General features: G+C 71.3%; 11 protein-coding genes. 8 read left to right on the top strand and 3 right to left on the bottom strand.

Annotated features, from left to right (window positions below; translation table 11 throughout):
- Positions 1 to 50: 50 nt before the first annotated feature.
- Positions 51 to 3,488 (bottom strand): sigma-70 family RNA polymerase sigma factor, encoded by a 3,438-nt coding sequence (locus tag AHOG_RS24830; protein WP_093943468.1) that lies wholly within the window; start codon positions 3,486 to 3,488, stop codon positions 51 to 53.
- 139 nt (positions 3,489 to 3,627) lie between these two features.
- Between AHOG_RS24830 and AHOG_RS24825 the strand changes: the two genes are divergently transcribed.
- The 5 genes from AHOG_RS24825 to AHOG_RS24805 all read left to right on the top strand — a co-directional run bounded on the left by AHOG_RS24825 (position 3,628) and on the right by AHOG_RS24805 (position 10,629).
- Complete coding sequence (locus tag AHOG_RS24825; protein ID WP_093943467.1) at positions 3,628 to 5,040, top strand: hypothetical protein; 1,413 nt, start codon at positions 3,628 to 3,630, stop codon at positions 5,038 to 5,040.
- A 505-nt stretch (positions 5,041 to 5,545) separates the two neighbouring features.
- Complete coding sequence (locus AHOG_RS24820) at positions 5,546 to 6,808, top strand: 5-(carboxyamino)imidazole ribonucleotide synthase (protein ID WP_281258051.1); 1,263 nt, start codon at positions 5,546 to 5,548, stop codon at positions 6,806 to 6,808.
- Between the two features lie 32 nt (positions 6,809 to 6,840).
- Positions 6,841 to 7,329, top strand: a complete 489-nt coding sequence (gene purE, locus AHOG_RS24815; protein ID WP_093944791.1) for a 5-(carboxyamino)imidazole ribonucleotide mutase — start codon at positions 6,841 to 6,843, stop codon at positions 7,327 to 7,329.
- A gap of 766 nt (positions 7,330 to 8,095) precedes the next feature.
- Complete coding sequence (locus AHOG_RS24810) at positions 8,096 to 9,286, top strand: RtcB family protein (RefSeq protein ID WP_093944790.1); 1,191 nt, start codon at positions 8,096 to 8,098, stop codon at positions 9,284 to 9,286.
- A 179-nt stretch (positions 9,287 to 9,465) separates the two neighbouring features.
- Positions 9,466 to 10,629, top strand: a complete 1,164-nt coding sequence (locus tag AHOG_RS24805; RefSeq protein ID WP_093943466.1) for an acyl-CoA dehydrogenase — start codon at positions 9,466 to 9,468, stop codon at positions 10,627 to 10,629.
- Between the two features lie 310 nt (positions 10,630 to 10,939).
- Here AHOG_RS24805 and AHOG_RS24800 read toward each other — a convergent pair whose 3' ends face one another.
- Both AHOG_RS24800 and AHOG_RS24795 read right to left on the bottom strand, forming a co-directional pair.
- Complete coding sequence (locus tag AHOG_RS24800) at positions 10,940 to 11,776, bottom strand: phosphoribosylaminoimidazolesuccinocarboxamide synthase (protein ID WP_093943465.1); 837 nt, start codon at positions 11,774 to 11,776, stop codon at positions 10,940 to 10,942.
- 361 nt (positions 11,777 to 12,137) lie between these two features.
- Positions 12,138 to 13,901: an RNA-binding domain-containing protein gene (locus AHOG_RS24795; RefSeq protein WP_093943464.1), complete on the bottom strand. Its 1,764-nt coding sequence runs from the start codon at positions 13,899 to 13,901 to the stop codon at positions 12,138 to 12,140.
- 225 nt (positions 13,902 to 14,126) lie between these two features.
- Here AHOG_RS24795 and AHOG_RS24790 point away from each other — a divergent pair, with 225 nt between their 5' ends.
- The 3 genes from AHOG_RS24790 (at position 14,127) to AHOG_RS24780 (ending at position 17,744) form a co-directional block, all read left to right on the top strand.
- Entirely contained in the window at positions 14,127 to 15,650 is a 1,524-nt protein-coding gene (locus AHOG_RS24790; RefSeq protein WP_093943463.1) for a sugar ABC transporter ATP-binding protein, read from the top strand.
- Between the two features lie 104 nt (positions 15,651 to 15,754).
- Positions 15,755 to 16,717 (top strand): ABC transporter permease, encoded by a 963-nt coding sequence (locus AHOG_RS24785; RefSeq protein ID WP_093944789.1) that lies wholly within the window; start codon positions 15,755 to 15,757, stop codon positions 16,715 to 16,717.
- Positions 16,707 to 17,744 (top strand): ABC transporter permease, encoded by a 1,038-nt coding sequence (locus AHOG_RS24780; protein ID WP_093943462.1) that lies wholly within the window; start codon positions 16,707 to 16,709, stop codon positions 17,742 to 17,744. Before AHOG_RS24785 ends, AHOG_RS24780 begins: the two co-directional genes overlap by 11 nt.
- The last annotated feature ends 20 nt before the right edge of the window (positions 17,745 to 17,764 follow it).

The following is a 17,764-nucleotide window of genomic DNA, read 5'->3' as shown; positions in this document are numbered from 1 at the left end:
ACGGGCGGGCGCCGGGGCGGTGTCCTCCGCCCCGGCACGCACCGGACGGGTTATTCGTGTCGCGCGGGCGCGGTCGGGATGAGCCCTTCCACTCCGGCGGCGGGAGGGTGGCCGGACATGTGCTTCGACGGCCGCGGTTCCGCGGATCGCGTCCGCAGGACGCGTGTCGCCGCGTCACGCTCCGCATGGGGACCCGCGTCGGGCACCCGCGGAACTCGGTCGTCCGACTCCTGGGCCTGATCGGGCGGCCCCTCGGGTCCGCTGGGTCCAGCGGGTCCGGTGGGTTCGGTAGGCGTCGGCGATGCGCCGGGCGTCGGCACCGGAGACGGAGACGGCGGCGCCTGCTCGCCCTGTGGATCAGGACCGGCCTGCTCGGTGGGCGGTGACTCTCCGGATTCGGTCGGACCGCCCGGCTTGGTCGACGCGCCCGGCTCGACCGGCCCGCCCGGTGCGGCGGGCGTCGTCGGCCCGACGGGGTCCGCCGAGTGCGGTTCCGTGGTGGGTTCCGCCGACTCGGGGGAGTGCCGCGGCCCAGCGGGCTCCAGCGTCCGCCAGGGCCACCACAGGCGCCACGGAACCCGGATGGAGGAATCCTGCTCGCTCACACCGAGCATCGCGTGTACGGCGACCTCGGACGCGGCGGGCGGTGTCGCGCCGCCCGTGGTGCACAGCCGGACGGTGAACTCGTGGGCCTGGCCGGGACGCAGCGTCGGGCTGAGCAGTTCCACGGGCTCGCCCGGCGCTCGACATCGCAGCAGGTGCGCGGTGTGGGCGGACACGTCGTCGGCGTGTGGGGGCGGACCGTGCCAGGAATGAGTTCCGACCTCGGGCGGCAGGCCCAGCGTGACCGTCACCGGGTTCTCGGTCTCACCGGTGTTGACGGCCTTGATTCTGATGTTCGTGTAGTAGGTCCAGTGCGGGGCGTGTGGGCTGGTCGGCACGGCCCAGGAACCACGGGTCGACGCCTGCACGGCGACCGCGTCGATCTTCGGCGGCTCGACCACGGTGATCCGGCCCGCGGGCAGCGGCAGCCGAGTGCCGAGCCCGGCGTGCACGGACCCGCCGATCGGTCCCGACGCGGCCGGAGCCACGGCGCGAACGCTGAAGTCGAACGACAGCACCGCACCCGGCGGCAGGCCCGCCTCGCTGCGGCAGTGGATCTCGTTCGCCTCGGACCGGCAGTCATGGCCCGCGATCCCCTCGGCGTGAACCCCGGTGGGCAGCCGCACCGTCATCTCGATCGATGCCGAGCCGCCGCGACCGTCGTTGCGCACGCTGTAGGTCAACGTGTCGGGCGCGCCGCCGATCTCCAACGCCTCGGGAAGCCGATCGAGGGTCGCTCGGAGGCTCGGGGAGGCGATGGGTGCGTCGACCCGCCTGCGCGCGTCGCCGAGCCTGCCTTCGACTTCGACGGTGCCGTCCACCAGCGACGCTCTGGCGAACTCGAGTTCGAGGTGGAACTCCTCGCCCGGTGCCAGCTGCCCGGGAGCGCGGCAGGTGATCCGCCGATCGCCGAGGTACCTCGGCGTGTCCGGAGTCGCCGAGGGGCCGGCGGCCGCGCACTCCGGGGACAGGCCCCGGGGAACGAACCACCAGGGTGCGGTGACGTCGACCTGAGCGGGTCCCGTCGTCGTGCCCGTGTTCGTGAGGCGGACGACGACCCGTCCGATCCACGGCAGATCACCGTCGAGCCGTTGGCCGACCTCGGCGGTGAGGTCGAGCGCGTCGACCGGCTGCCGGACCTCGACGGACACCGCGGACAGCTCGATCCGGGCGGCCTGGCCCGCGCCGACCGTCCCGGTCACGCGACCGCTGCGTGCCTCGGCCGAGGCTTGGAGCGCGAACTCGAACACGACGCTCTCACCGGGGTTCAGTCCGCGTGCGGTGGCGCAGCGAATCGAGCCGACGCCGCTCCCACAGTTGATCCCCTGCGGAGTGGATCCAGCACCCGGCTGTGCGGTGGTGGTGGCGACGGCGGCAGTGGTGATCGCCGAGCCGGAGGCACCGTCGAGCGGCTCGGCGAGCATCGTCGGCGGGCCGCTCGTGGCCGACGTGGCGACCGCCGAGAGCACTGCGGCCGCCGTCGTGTGGTCGTCCGTCGTCACGACCGGGCTCGCGGCCCGCGCCGACGCCGCCGCGGTCGAGAGCGCGACGGGGCGGGCCGTCGTCTGCGGGGGGACCTCCGATTCGACGAGCCAGGCGGAGATCCCCGGCGGCAGGTCGAGGGAGGCGACCACGACGGGGGACGTCGCCGAGCCGGTGTTGGTCACGGTCACGGGCAGGGCGCCGGCCGCGCCGCCTGCGAGCAGGACGAGCGGGTCCGTCGGCGTGGCGATGTCCAGCGCGGGCTCACCTGGTTCGTCGGCAGGCGGGTCCTCGGCAGCCGGGTCCTCGGGGGGAGACGACTCGGCGGGGGGCGCGGGTGGCGCGTCGGGCGCAGGCACGGGTGGCGCAGGCATCTCGGGCGGCGGGGGGACCGGCGGTGCCTGCTGTTCGACGGCGGGCGGCGACGGCTGCGCGACGGGACGGGGCGCGGGTTCGGCGAGCAGCGCCGCGACGACCGCCGCGGCGAGGGCGACGCTCGACGCGGCGGCGGTGAGCCACTGTCGAGGCGCCGCGGTCACGGCACCGGTCACCGCACTCGCCGAGATGGTGCCGGTGACGGCCGCCCCGGCGCCGCCGACGGTGCCTGCGGACACGGCGGCGAGGTATCCGCCCGCCCCCGCTCCGAGGACGAGGACGCCGACCTCGCGGAGCGTCCCGTTGAGGTCGATGAGTTCCACCGACAGCGCTCGGCAGCGGGCGCAGTCGTCGAGGTGCGCCTCCACCTGCGTGGTCTCGCGTCTGGACAGTCCGCCTCGCGTCCAGGAACCGAGGCGTTCGACCGCGGCCCGGCAGCGCTCGGTCTGGGTCTCGGCGAGGTGGACCTGAAGGTAGGACTGCCGCAGTCCCTCCCTGGCCCGGTAGGCCAGCGCGGAGACCGCGTTCGGCGTGAGCCCGAGCAGGGGCGCCACCGTGGACGCCGACTGGCCTTCGACCTCCATGTGCCACAGGACGGTCCGCCAGCGCTCCGGAAGCCGGGCGAACGCGCGTGCTGCCAGCGAGCGTTCCAGCTCGGCGATCGGCCTGTCATGGAAGGGGACGCTGACATCGACCCCGGGCACCGCCGCGACGTCCTCGGAGACCTCGACACGTCGTTCCTTGCGTGTCCGATCGTAGGCGGCGTGTCGCAGGGCGGTCAGGAGATAGGCGCGGAACGCGATGTCGGGGCCGTTGCCCGCGCGTAGCCGGTCCAGCACTTTCGAGAAGGCGTCCGAGACGAGGTCGTCCCGTTCCGCGGGCGATCTGGCCAGCTGGCGTGCCAGGTTGTACGCCGCCGAGACGTGCCGTTCGTATAACGATCCATAGGCCTCGACCGAACCCGCTCTGACGGCCTCGATCAGTTCCTGATCGGTCGGTTCGGGCAAATCGGAGGAGACGATCGCCACGCCGGATGACCTCCCTGTCTACATCATGACCCACCCAGTGTGACCAGTCGACTCCGCAATGTACTAGGCGCCCTGCCGTCATGGGGGGCGGTCCTCGCCGTCCCACCGGTACGGCGGAAGGAGGAGCCATGCCGAACAGGTGGACGACAAGGACGACCCGGAAGCCTCGGCCCTCGGAACGGTGGGCGGCACGTGCGACGGACGCCGCCTGCCGAGCGGCACGGCCCCGTCACCCGGCGCGGACGCCGTGGATCGCGCGGCCGGGGGCGGCCTGGCGCGGGGTCTCGCCGCCTTCGCCGAGTCGATGCGGCGGTGCGGCGGGGTCGACCCGGCCTGTCCGGCCTCGGCGCACGAGCCCGACACGCCGGTCGGTGCGATGAACGGGCGGCACGATCCGGGTCGGGGAGGCGCGCCCGAGATCGCGGCGTCGACGTATTCCCGTTGGCGGTCGGCCAGCCTTGCCGCGGGCTGGCCCTTCCCCGCGGACTGGCCGACACTGCCTGCGCGGGCCGTGTGTCTGGCGCTGGCGGACCTGCGTGACCCGACCCCGCACCTGGCCGAACTCGGCGCCGCCCGAGCCGACGACGGTGTCGACCTGGCCGCGACACTGGGTGATCTCGCCGCCCTCTACTCGGTCCTGGCCGCCACGTCGGGACACGGCCCGCTCGCCGCCCCGAGATGGACCACCTCGGGCGACACGTCGTTCGTGGAGCAAGGGTCGGCCGCTCCGGATTCGGACGTTTCCACCGAGCGGGCGTCCGACTCGGCCGTCCTCGGGATCCAGCCCGACGGCGCACGTCGCGATGCGGATTCGAGAGAGCGACCGTCAGCGGCCCTTTCGGCATGGTCGAGCCGCCAGGCCTGCCCGAACGTCGCGGCCGGACTCGCGGTCAGGCAAGGCGCGGACGATGTCGAGACCGGGCGCGGCCCGGGCGGACCGGTGACGGCGGGCCGGTCGGCGCCACCGGATGCGGACGACGCCGCCGCGACGGGGGCCGCCTGGGAGGCGGCCGACCGCTTCTCCTCGGTCGTCCCCGCCGCCGCGATGCGTGCCGTCGCCCTCGGGTGGGCGGAGGCCTCCGTCGGCAGGCTCGTCGACCAGCAGGCCGGCGACGGGCTCACCGGGCTGGCCACCGAGGGCTATCTCCGGCGCAGGCTGCACGAGCTGTACCGGGAGGCCGCGGCGACCGGTCGATCGGCGGCCGAGGACTTCGCCCTGGTGGTGGCGACGGTGAATCTACGGCGGGCGCCGCGCTGGCCGCGAAGCCTGGCGATGATGGCGGTCGGCGATGCCCTGACGAGGACGTTCGACGGCGGGGAGACGCACGCCCTGATCGGGCCGTGCGCCGCCGCGGTGCTGGCCAGGAGGGATCGACGGCTGCCGTTGCACCTGGTGACCGCTCGCTGGCTGGTGGAACGCGGGCTGTGCGTCTCGGTGGCCGATCGGGAGCACGGCCCCGTGCTCGTCCGGCGGGAACCGCTGCCGGACCGTTGGGAGGAGATCCCGCCGCTGCTGCGTCGGCTGGCCGCGCCACCCTGGCGGGAGCTGTAGGCCCCCGACGGCTCGGTGTCGGCCGTCGTCGCGCCGCCGCGGCCGGTGCCGGTCCGGCCGCGGCCGTCCCACCGCCTCGTACCGCTGTTCGCCGCCGGGTCCTGCGACAGGCAGGGCGCAGGGCACCGTGGGGTGAGATCGTGCCGCACCCCGCTTCCCGGCGGACGCCTCCGCGTCGTCGCGGCATACGTCTTCGGCACCGGCGCGGCGGATCGTGCGGTGCCGCTCGCCGGATCCAGCCTGTTCGGCTCGCCGAGCAGAAGAGATCGGGAGCGGAAGGGAGCCGGAGAGCGGAGCATGCCGAACCGTCGAGCACGGCCGGGACGGCGGGCCTGGCCGGGACGGCCCTGTTCACCGGCCCTCGTGTCGAGGGCGTCGATCCGACCGGGCTCGCACCGCCGCCCGGGGACTTACGTCGCCCGCTGCCTGCGGAAGGCACGCCGGGGCGGGCGACCACCGGAGTCCGGCGACACCGGCGACCACCACCGGGTAGGCTTCCGCGCCCGTGGGCACCAGCAGCAAGGACAAGGGCTCGATGCCCGTCGTCGGCATGATCGGCGGCGGACAGCTCGCCCGGATGACACACCAGGCCGCGATCCCGCTCGGGCAGTCCCTCCGGGTGCTCGCCGCCGCGGCCACGGACCCGGCGGCACTGGTCGCTCCGGGGGTCACCGTCGGTATGCACACCGACCCCGACGCGGTGCGCGCGTTCGCGGCCGACTGCGATGTCGTGACCTTCGACCACGAGCACGTGCCCGGTGATCTGCTCCGGGGACTCGTGGCGGAGGGCGTCGCGGTCCGGCCGGGCCCGGATGCCCTGATCCACGCCCAGGACAAGCTGGTGATGCGGCGCCGACTGCGAGAACTGGGCCTGCCGGTTCCGGAGTTCGCCGAGGTCACGAGCCCGGCGGACCTGGTGTCCTTCGGCGAGGAACACGGCTGGCCGTCGGTGGTCAAGGCGGTTCGAGGCGGCTATGACGGACGTGGCGTGTGGATGCCCGCCGACGCCGACGAGGCGGTCGGCCTGGCGACGGAGCTGCTCGCCGCGGGCACGCCGTTGATGGTGGAGCAGAAGGTGCCGATGCGCCGTGAGCTGGCCGCCGTCGTGGCACGCTCGCCGTTCGGTCAGGGCGCCGCGTGGCCGGTGGTGCGGACCGTTCAGTCCGACGGCATCTGCGTGGAGGTGCACGCGCCCGCTCCCGGCCTGTCCACCGCCATGGCCGCCAAGGCGCAGGAGATCGCCTTCCGGATCGCCGATGAGCTGGACGTGGTCGGCGTGCTGGCCGTCGAGCTGTTCGAGCTCGACCTGACCGGGCGCGCGGATGAGGCCGACTCCGGATGGCGGGAGCTCGCCCCGGACGGCCTGGTCGTCAACGAGCTGGCCATGCGGCCGCACAACTCCGGTCACTGGACCATCGAGGGTGCCAGGACCTCGCAGTTCGAACAGCATCTGCGTGCGGTGCTGGACTATCCGCTGGGCAACACCGACCCGGTGGCGCCCGCGGCGGTGATGACCAACGTCCTCGGCGCGCCGGAGCAGCCCGCGATGTCGGTCGACGAGCGGCTGCATCACCTGTTCGCCCGGTATCCCGACGCGAAGGTCCACCTGTACGGGAAGACCGAGCGGCCCGGCCGCAAGGTCGGGCATGTCACGATGCTCGGCGACGACGTCGACGCCGTCGCGGTGCGGGCACGACTGGCCGCGCACTGGCTCTCGCATGCGCGGTGGACCGACGGCTACGACATCCACGGAGGAGAACAGCGGTGACGGCCAAGCCCATCCCCCTGGTCGGAGTGATCATGGGCAGCGACTCGGACTGGCCGGTGATGGAGGCTGCGACGACCGCGCTGGCCGAGTTCGACGTGCCGTACGAGGTCGCGGTCATCTCGGCGCACCGCACCCCGCAGCGGATGGTCGACTACGCCCGGACGGCGGCCGACCGAGGACTGCGAGTGATCATCGCGGGCGCGGGCGGGGCCGCCCACCTGCCAGGCATGGTCGCCTCGGCGACGGTGCTGCCGGTGATCGGCGTCCCGGTGCCGCTGCGCCACCTGGACGGGCTGGACTCGCTGCTGTCGATCGTGCAGATGCCCGCGGGCGTGCCGGTGGCGACGGTCTCGGTCGGCGGCGCCCGCAACGCGGGCCTGCTGGCCGTCCGCACGCTGGGCGCGGGCTCCGACGAGCACGCGGCACGGCTGCGCAAGGCGATGGCCGGTTTCCAGGCCGACCTGGAGCAGCTGGTGCTGGACAAGGACGCCGCGCTCCGCGGCAGACACGAACAGGGCTGAGGCAGACTCGTCCTGGCGTCCTGGCGTCCTGGCGTCCTGGCGTCCTGGCGTCCTGGCGTCCTGGCGTCCTGGCCGTGATGCTCGGGAGACGAGGCGGCGGGCGAACTCGTGCCCCTGGCGCGGCGAGCGCGGATGGTGAGCCGGGTCGTCTCCTGCGCCGCTCGATCAAGCCGTCTGCCCGCCTGCCCCCGCCACCAGCGCATCCGCCGTTATCGCCTTCTGACCGGGCAGGCACCGTCGTGGGCGGCGTGGGCGCGGCGCCGCACGCGGAGGCGGAGTCCGCGACCGTGTTCCCTCGGACGGCGGCACGGGCGCCTGCTCGCCTGCGCGTCCGCGGGCGTCGGACGGCCCGTCGCGGCGGTGACGTCGGCCGGTTCGCGAAAATCGCTTGCTCGGCGGGCGTCGAGCCGAGATCGTTGATCTCGCATCGTCTGAGGAGACGAACCGAGTCGAAGGAGGGAACGCCGTGATCCGCGAGTCTGGCAGGCGGTATCTCCGACGACGACAAGCCTGGTGCGGGCGGTCGCTCGCCAGGCTTCGAGGCTGAGTCCCCGCGCGGACTCCATCGGTCGCCTGCCGTAGCCGAGCGCGGTCGTCGCCAGGACGCCGCTCCGGTGTCGTGCCGTTGGTGAACGAGCCGTATCGCGGCCGTGCGCACTCTCCTTCATCGTCACCGTCAGATCGGGCCGCCCCGCGGCGGCCGACTGACGTCCTCTTCTTCGCTTCGGGCCGCGTCGCGCGGTCCGCCAGACCCGTGAGGCAGATCATGCACACCCTGATCCTCGGTGAGCGCGTCCCCATCCGTGCCTGGGCCGATCCGGCCGAGATCGAGCCGCAGGCCATGGCGCAGCTTCGCAACGTCGCGAACCTGCCGTGGCTGCACGGACTCGCCGTGATGCCCGACGTGCACTTCGGCAAGGGCGCGACCGTCGGCAGCGTCATCGCGATGCGCGACGCCGTCTCGCCTGCCGCCGTGGGAGTGGACATCGGCTGCGGCATGACCGCCGTCCGCACCTCTCTCTTCGATCATGATCTGCCCGACGACCTCGGCGCGCTGCGCAGCCGGATCGAGGCGGAGGTGCCCGTCGGATTCGCCCGACACGACGAGCCGGTCAATCCGGCACGGGTGCCGGGGACCGGCGGATGGGAGGCGTTCTGGTCCCGCTTCGATCAACTGCACGACGGAGTACGGGACCTGCGGTCTCGGGCCGCGCGCCAGATCGGGACCCTAGGCGGCGGGAATCACTTCATCGAGGTCTGCCTGGAACAGGGCGGCCCTGAGTCGGGCCGGGTGTGGCTGATGCTGCATTCGGGATCGCGCAACATCGGCAAGGAGCTCGCCGAGCGGCATGTCCGGATCGCGCGGTCGCTGTCGCACAACAGGAACCTGGTGGACACCGACCTCGCCGTGTTCCTCGCCGGGACGCCGGAGATGGCCGCGTACCGGCGGGACCTGTACTGGGCACAGGAGTACGCCCTGCGGAATCGGGCGACGATGATGGCCCTGGTCAAAGGCGCGCTGCGGGCGACGGTACCTGCCGTCCGGTTCGATCCGGAGATCTCCTGTCACCACAACTACGTCGCCGAGGAGCGGTACGACGGCGTCGACGTCCTGGTGACCCGCAAGGGCGCCATCCGCGCGGGGTCGGGTGAGCTGGGCATCATCCCGGGCAGCATGGGCACCGGCTCCTACATCGTGCGCGGTCTGGGCAACCGGGAGTCGTTCCAGTCGGCGTCGCACGGCGCGGGACGACGGATGTCGCGAAACAGGGCCAAGCGGCTGTTCTCGGCGGCGGACCTGGCCGCGCAGACCGAGGGCGTGGAGTGTCGGAAGGACGCGGGAGTGGTGGACGAGATCCCGGCCGCGTACAAGGACGTCGACGAGGTCGTCAAGGCGCAGCAGGACCTGGTGGCGGTGGTCGCGCACCTGAAGCAGGTGATCTGCGTCAAGGGTTGAGCAGCCGCCGAGGCTCGCGCGCTCCCGATCTCGCGTGCGGTCGAGCAGGGCGGCTCGGCGCGGCGCGGCTCGAGTCGCCCCGCTCGTCGACACACCTTCGGGTGGGTTAACGAACCTTCACATCGGGGCTACTATCGCGGACGACAGTGTTGTTACTCGGCGGTAACAGGAGGCGTGGAGTGAACTCTGGCTTCGGTACCTACCAGCTCGCGGACGAGCACGAGGCGCTGCGGGAGGCGGTCCGGGCGCTCGCGGAGAAGGAGATCGCGCCGCACGCCGCCGAGGTGGACGAGCAGGCGCGTTTCCCGCAGGAGGCGCGGGACGCCCTGACCAAGGCCGACCTGCACGCCGTGCACCTTCCCGAGGAGTACGGCGGTCAGGGCGCGGACTCGGTCGCGACCTGCATCGTCATCGAGGAGGTCGCGCGGGTCTGCGCGTCCTCCTCCCTGATCCCCGCGGTGAACAAGCTGGGCTCGATGCCCGTCCTGCTGGCGGGATCGGCCGAGCTGAAGGCGCAGGTCCTTCCCACGGTCGCCTCGGACGGCGCGATGATCTCCTACGCGCTGTCGGAACGCGAGGCGGGCTCGGACACCGCGTCGATGCGCACCAGGGCCCGGCTCGACGGCGATCACTGGGTGCTCAACGGCACCAAGTGCTGGATTACCAACGCGGGAGAGTCGGCCTGGTACACCGTCATGGCGGTGACCGACCCGAACGCGACGAAGAAGTCCGACGGCATCTCGGCGTTCGTCGTCCATGCCGACGACCCCGGCTTCGAGGTCGGCTCCAAGGAACGCAAGCTCGGCATCAAGGGCTCGCCGACCCGCGAGATCCACTTCTCGGACTGCACGATCCCCGCCGACCGCATCATCGGCGAGCCCGGCACCGGGCTCAAGACCGCGCTGCGGACGTTGGACCACACCCGGCCGACCATCGGCGCGCAGGCCCTCGGCATCGCGCAGGGCGCGCTCGACGCCTCGCTCGACTACGTCAAGAGCCGTAAGCAGTTCGGCAAGCCGATCAGCGACTTCCAGGGCGTGCAGTTCATGCTCGCCGACATGGCGATGAAGATCGAGGCCGCGCGTCACCTCGTCTACGTGGCGGCGGCACGTGCCGAGCGCGGCGAAGGCGATCTGGGCTTCGTCTCCGCCGCCGCGAAGTGCTTCGCCTCGGACGTCGCCATGGAGGTCACCACGGACGCCGTGCAGCTCTTCGGCGGCGCCGGCTACACCAGCGACTTCCCCGTGGAGCGGATGATGCGGGACGCGAAGATCACGCAGATCTACGAGGGCACCAACCAGATCCAGCGGATGGTGATGGCGCGGAACCTGCTCAAGGGCTAGTCCGCGCTCGGCGGGGAGCGCCGTCCTCGGCGCCGCTGTGCGGGGCCGCCGCCGGCGGGCGGCGTCCTCCGCGCTACCGCGCGGGCCCGCCGCGGCGGTCGTGCCCGGCGGGTCGCCGTGCCCCGTCGGCCGTCGTGCCCCGTCGTCCCCGCCGATCCGTCGCGCCCCGTCGGGTCGTCGCCCGCCCGGCGGTGCCTTCGGTGCTCTCGCATCGCCACGGCGTCGACGAGGAGCGGCCCGGCCGCGCGCTCGTGTCGGTGATTCGAAAGCGACACGAGCACGTCCGGTCAGCCGGTGTGACCCGCCGGTCTCAGCCGTTCCAACGCAGGCCGGTGATGCGCTCGTACACCTCCGTGTAGCGGGCGCGCGTCTCCGCGACGACCTCCTCGGGGATCGCCGGTCCGGGCGGCGTCTTGTCCCAGCCCGTGCTGGTCGCCCAGTCCCGGACGATCTGCTTGTCGAAGGCGTGCTGCGGTCGGCCGGGCTCCCAGTCGTCGGCAGGCCAGAACCGCGAGGAGTCGGAGGTCAGCACCTCGTCGGCCAGCGTGAGCACGCCGTCGGAGTCCAGGCCGAACTCCAGCTTCGTGTCGGCCACGATGATCCCGTTGCGGCCTGCCCGCTCGGCGCCGCGGGTGTAGATCTCGAGCGTGAGGTCCCGCATCCGGTCGGCCTGCTCCCGGCCGACCAGCTCGACGACCTCCTCGAAGGTCATGAACTCGTCATGGCCGGTGTCGGACTCCTTCGTCGTCGGGGTGAAGATCGGCTCCGGCAGCCTGCTGCCCTCGACGAGCCCCTCGGGCAGCGCCACACCCGACACGGTGCCGTTCTTCCGATACTCGCGCAGCCCCATCCCGACGAGGTAGCCGCGGGCGATGCACTCCACCGGGAGCATGGTCAACGGCCTGCACCGCAGCGCCCGGCCCGCGAACTCGGCGGGCACGTCCGTCGCCGAGATGACGTGGTTCGGCACGACGTCGCTCAGCTGCTCGAACCACCACGCGGAGAGCCGAGTCAGCAGGGCACCCTTGTCCGGCACCGGCGTCGGCAGCGAGACGTCGTACACGGACACCCGGTCCGAGGCGACCAGCAGGAGATCGGAGTCGATCTCATACAGGTCGCGCACCTTGCCGGAGTGGATCTTCTTCATCTGACTTCCTCGCTGATGTACTCGTGGTCGGTCGGGTGGACCGGATTGACGGCGGGCACCGGGATGTCGCCACACGGCTGTACCGACCGCGTTCGCCTGTGGTGAGGCCGACCGGACCTCTGGCGTTCTTCGTCGGCACACCGTCGGTGTCGAAGTGATCGAGTCGCCGCGAACCCGGCGCGAGTTCTCGGAGCACTCCGCAGCGATGGCGGCCGGCCGCCCGGCTCTCGTGCCGACGGCAGCATCGTGCGGATCAGCCCCGCCAGGACCAGCACGTGCCCCGGCGCCTGCCCATCGCGCCGACCGAGCGTAACAGCCCAGGTCAGCCCGGGACTCTCGTGCGGAGGCATCCTGAGTGTGGTCAGAAGAGGGCCTCCTCACCGGGGTGACCCTGCGTTGACTCCTTTCCGCGCCGCACCCGTGGCCTCTTCTTACCGGGGAACGCGGGACCTGCCGAATATCGCACTGCCACACCGCGCTTCTGGGCGGAACTGCGAACGATGACCCCCCGGCCGACCAGGTTCTGGAGGATGTCCCTTGCCTGGTAGACGTCGATGTCGAACAGACGTTGGATGGTTCGATTGTTGATCTCGCCGTAGTCGTCGAGGTGCTCCACGACTTTCTTGTCGATCTCCTCCATGGCACGACTGTGATAGGAGACGGCGCTGCCGAGTTCAGCGAGAGCTTCAGCCCGAAGTCGATACGACGGTCGCTTCCTGTTGATGGTTCCGCGAGTCGGCTCCAGAATGTTCGCCGGATTTCCGGCCAGTCGGCGCAGTGAATCCTGGGCTTCCGACTCTGATCGCTGGATCAGTTTAGAGATGCCCTCGGCGGTGACCGTCTTCTTCTGGCATAGCCGGCGAATGATGAGCAGGGTGTCGGTGTCTTGTTGCTCCTCGGGTGGGAGGGTGGACAAGAATTTGGTCACCCTTGTTTTCGGGGGCTGGCCCCGGAACAGGACGCGCACTTCTTCGCGATCGTCCTCGATTTGTGGGACGTCGCGACCGGAACGGATCATCTCCCGGTACATGCGATCAACGCCCTGGCCTACCTCTTCCGCCAGTCCGAGAAGAAGGAAGGCGGCGGCCAGGGACGGGAACCGGGCTCTAGAGCCCCTGGTGAGTATGTTGTCCACCGTCACCCCGGACACGAGCGGGCCAGGTGAGGTGATCCGGAGGTACTGTGGGGAATGCTCGATGTTTATTGGTGCCTTGATTCGCCAGTCGCCGTGAACGAGCGCGTTGACCAGGGCTTCCCGTATCGCGGCGGAAGGATAATCCTCAATCTGGATCTGTTGTCCGCTGACGAGCGTGACCGGAGTGATCCCTTGTCGAGTGCGAATCGCCTGGGTCACGTCCTCGAAGGCCAGGAGTAGTGGTGTCTCAAGTCGTAGAACGGCGTCTGCTTCTCCGGACTGTGTCCTTTTGTGCTGGTACACGATTACTTCCTGCGGCGCGCTGGCGGCTGCGGCGCAGAGTAGTATCTCGCCGCTGCGCGTGAGAAGACCGTCTGGGGTCATCAGTTTCAAGGCGCGGAGCAGATCGTTGTCAGTGAAACCGGCATACCGTTGTCTGGCCGAGTCTGCAGAAGATGCGAGGAGTCGACGACAGTAGCGAAGTGCGATGGGATCCAGATCGTTTACCTGTCGCCCACTCGACGCTGCCGACCAATCGATTCCTCGCCTGTCGTCGGCCAATCGTGATATCTCGAGCGGCCGCATGGGAATGCAGTCGGTGTTGATCCGATGGTAGGTGTACCCCTTGGTGGTGCTATGTACTTCTATACCTTCTGGTACGGTTATCTTGAGAAGTCTGCGGTCGGCGAAAGTGAGTTCGCTGATCTCGACCAGAAGCGGTGGCTGGGTGAGCTGGTGGATCCTGGAGCGGAGTCGGGTCGCATCGAGAGTGCAGCCGGTGAAGGCCGCTTGTCCCGACGCGGCGTCCGCCACGCCGACGACGATAGTCCCGCCTTGGCTGTTGGCGAAGCACACTGCCGCATCCGCCAGATCGAGGCATGCGTCCTTGAACTGCGGTTTCTGCTCCTTGAAATCCAGCACCGCGGACTCGCACTTCGCCGCTGAGCGGCCGGCCAGGATCGCTCTCAGTTCTCCTTCGACAGACGCCACAACAGGCTCCTTTGAGTTTGCTGACAGTTTGTAGGTTAGCTCAAAGGGTGCTCAAAGTCCCGCCGGTGCAGGTGTCATCACTCGACCCGGTCTTTCGAGTTCGGCAGTGTCGGGGCGGCCGCTGTCCGCAACAGGCCACCCGCCCGCGGGCCCCTTGACGTGAGCGCGGTCACAGCCATACGGTCCGCCGAACCGGGGTGGATGTGAAACGTTTCAGGGGGCGGCGTGGCTGATCAGGAAGGCTCGGTCGGGTCGGCCCCGCTGTTATCCCTGCGCGGCGTCAGCAAGTCCTACGGCGCGGTGCACGCGCTGCGCGGCGTCGAACTCGACCTGTACGGCGGCGAGGTCCACGCACTGGCGGGCGAGAACGGCGCCGGGAAGTCCACGCTGGTGAAGATCCTGGCCGGGGTGCACGCCCCCGACACCGGGGAGCTGCTGCTCGACGGCACGCCCCACCCGCTCGCCGACACCGCGGCGGGGCGCGCGGCGGGCATCGCGGTGATCTACCAGGAACCCACGTTGTTCCCCGATCTCTCCGTCGCGGAGAACATCTTCATGGGCCGTCAGCCCACCACCCGGCTGGGCCGCATCGACCACCGTGCCGTCCGCCGATCCTGTGAACAGCTGTTCGCCCGGCTCGGCGTCCGACTGGACCCGGACCGGCCCGCCCGCGGCCTGTCGATCGCCGATCAGCAGATGGTGGAGATCGCCAAGGCCCTGTCCTTCGACGCCCGCGTGCTGGTGATGGACGAGCCGACCTCCGCCCTGTCGGGCGTCGAGGTGGAGCGCCTGTTCGGCGTGGTCCGCGCCCTGCGTGACTCGGGGGCGGCCGTGCTGTTCATCTCGCACCGCTTCGACGAGATCTTCGCGCTGTGCAGCCGCGTCACCGTGCTGCGGGACGGCCGGTGGGTGTCCACCGACGCCGCCGAGGACCTCAGCGTCGACACCGTCATCCGCCGGATGGTCGGCCGCGAGGTCGCCACCCTGTTCCCCAAGACGGAGGCGCCCGTACGGGACGTCGTGCTCGAGGTGACGGGCCTGAGCCGGGCCGGGGTGTTCCACGACGTCGACCTGAAGGTGCGGGGCGGCGAGATCGTCGCGCTCGCGGGCCTGGTCGGCGCCGGGCGCAGCGAGGTGGTCCGGGCGATCTTCGGGATCGACCGCTACGACGCCGGATCGGTCCGGGTGGCGGGGCGGACGCTGCGGCCGGGCAGCCCGGCCGCGGCGATGGCGGCGGGCATCGCGCTGGTGCCGGAGGACCGCAGACAACAGGGCCTCGTCATGGAGCTGTCCGTGGAACGCAACGCCACCCTCACTCGGCTGTGGCGGCTGGCTCGGTTCGGCTGGCTCTCCGGGCGAGGCGAACGCGCCCACGCCGAGCACTGGTCGCAGCGGCTTCAGGTGAAGGCCGACCGTCTCTCCGACCCGGTCGCGACCCTGTCCGGCGGCAATCAACAGAAGGTCGTGCTGGCGAAATGGCTGGCCACCGAGCCCGCCGTGCTCATCGTCGACGAACCGACCCGCGGCATCGACGTCGGAACCAAGTCCGAGGTGCATCGGCTGCTGTCGGAACTGGCCGGAGAGGGAATGGCCGTGATCATGGTGTCCAGCGAGCTGCCGGAGGTGCTCGGCATGGCGGATCGGGTGCTGGTCATGCACGAGGGACGGCTCGTCGCGGACATCCCCAGGGGCCGCGCCGACGAGAACAGCGTCATGGCCGCCGCGACCGGCGGGCAGGACACGCCGTGAGCACGACGACCCCCGCCCGGACGCCCCCGGAGGCGGGCACGGACAGGGGAGACCGTCGCCTCGACGTCGGGGGACTGCTCCGCAGGCTGTTGACGGCCAGGGAGATGGGCGTCGTGCTCGCCCTCGTCCTGCTGCTGGCCGTGACGCTCTCGGCCAATCCACGCTTCCTGTCCGGGCAGAGCCTGCGTGACCTGCTGCTCGGCGCCTCCATCCTCGTCGTCCTGGCCGCCGGACAGGCCATGGTCGTCATCACCCGCAACGTCGACCTGTCCGTCGGCTCGGTGCTCGGCCTGTCCGCCTATGCCACCGGAACGCTGCTCGTCGCCGCCCCGGGCACGCCGCTGCCCCTGGTGGTGCTCTTCGGGATGCTCTTCGGCGCGGCCTGCGGCCTGGTCAACGGTGCCGTGGTCGCCGTGGCGGGCGTTCCGTCGCTGGTCGTCACGCTCGGCACCCTCTATGTCTTCCGGGGCCTGGACTCGATCTGGGCCTCGGCCTCGGGGCGGCTGCAGATCAACGCCGCCGACCTGCCCGGCGGCTTCACCGCCCTCGGGACGCAGGCTCTGCTCGGGGTGCCGCTGCTGGCCGTCGGCGCGCTCATCGTCGTGCTCGCCGTCGGCGATCACCTGCGGTCCTACCGCAGCGGACGCGAGCTGTACGCGATCGGCTCGGACGGGACCGCCGCCGGACTGTCCGGCATCCCGGTCGGACGTCGAGTGCTCACCGCCTTCGTGGTCAACGGCATGCTCGCGGGCCTGGCGGGCGTCATGTACGCGGCGCGCTTCGGCACCCTGGACGCCACCGCGGGCACCGGCATGGAACTCCAGGTGGTCGCCGCAGTGGTCATCGGCGGCATCGCCATCACCGGCGGCAGCGGGACGGTGTGGGGCGCGGCCGTCGGCGCCGTCCTGCTCACCGTCATCGGCGCCGCCCTGCCGCAGCTCGGCGTGAGCGCCTTCTGGCAGCAGGCGTCCATCGGCGTGTTGATCCTGTTGGCCATCGGACTCGACCGTGCGCTCGCCCTGCGCACCGCCCGAAGACTGAGGAGGTGGGACACCCGTGCCACCTGAACCACGGCGGCGTCGCCGTCCGAGCCCGAGCTGGGACCTCGCCGTCGTCGGCGTCCTGCTCGTCGTCCTGATCGTCGCCTCCACCACCGTCAGCGGCTTCGCCAGTTCCCGCAACATCGGCTTCCTGCTGCTCGACGTCATGGTCATCGCGTTGATCGCGCTTCCGCTGACCCTCGTGGTGGTCACCGGCGAGATCGACCTGTCGGTGGCCAGCACCGTCGGGCTGACCAGCGCGGTGATGGGCTCCCTGTGGGTGTCGGGGCTGTCGCTGGAACTGATCGTGGTGCTGTGCGTCGTCCTCGGCGGCGTCCTCGGCGCCGTCAACGGACTCCTGGTCACCGGTTTCGGACTGCCCTCCCTGGCGGTCACCATCGGCACGCTCGCGCTGTTCCGAGGCCTGGCCTTCGTGGTGCTCGGCGACCAGGCCGTCGCGGACTTCCCCGCCGACTGGACCGGCTGGGCGATCGGCTCCCTCGGCGACACCGGCATCCCCAACGCCGTCCTGCCGCTGGCGCTGCTCGCCGTCGGGTTCGTCGTGATCCTGCACGCCACGCCGATCGGGCGCGGCCTCTACGCGATGGGCAACAACACCGAGGCGGCCGTCTTCGCGGGCATCGCGGTGCGCCGGACCAAATTCTGGCTGTTCGTCGCCACCGGCGCGGTGGCCGGGCTGGGCGGGGTGTTCTGGACGCTGCGCTTCGCCAGCGCCCGCGCCGACAACGCCAACGGCCTGGAGCTGCTGGTCGTCGCGGCGGTGCTGCTGGGCGGCGTGTCCATCTTCGGCGGGCGCGGAAGCCTGTTCGGCGTGCTCGCCGCCGTCCTGCTCCTCGGCTCGCTGCGCAACGCCCTCCAACTCGTCAACGTCTCCTCCGACGCGCTCAACGTCCTCACCGGACTGCTGCTGATCATCTCGGTGGTCGTGCCCTCCCTGGCGGCACGGCGGCGCGCCAGGCGGCGGCCGGGCGGCGGAGCTCCGCCCGAGACGAATCCCGTTCCCACCACCGCGGCGAGCACCGGCGGACCGTGACCCCGCCGTACCCGCTCCCG

It is taken from the genome of Actinoalloteichus hoggarensis (assembly GCF_002234535.1).
Classification (GTDB): Bacteria; Actinomycetota; Actinomycetes; order Mycobacteriales; family Pseudonocardiaceae; genus Actinoalloteichus_A; species Actinoalloteichus_A hoggarensis.
Note: the sequence above shows the minus strand (reverse complement) of the source record. Positions and strands in the feature narration are given on the sequence as shown.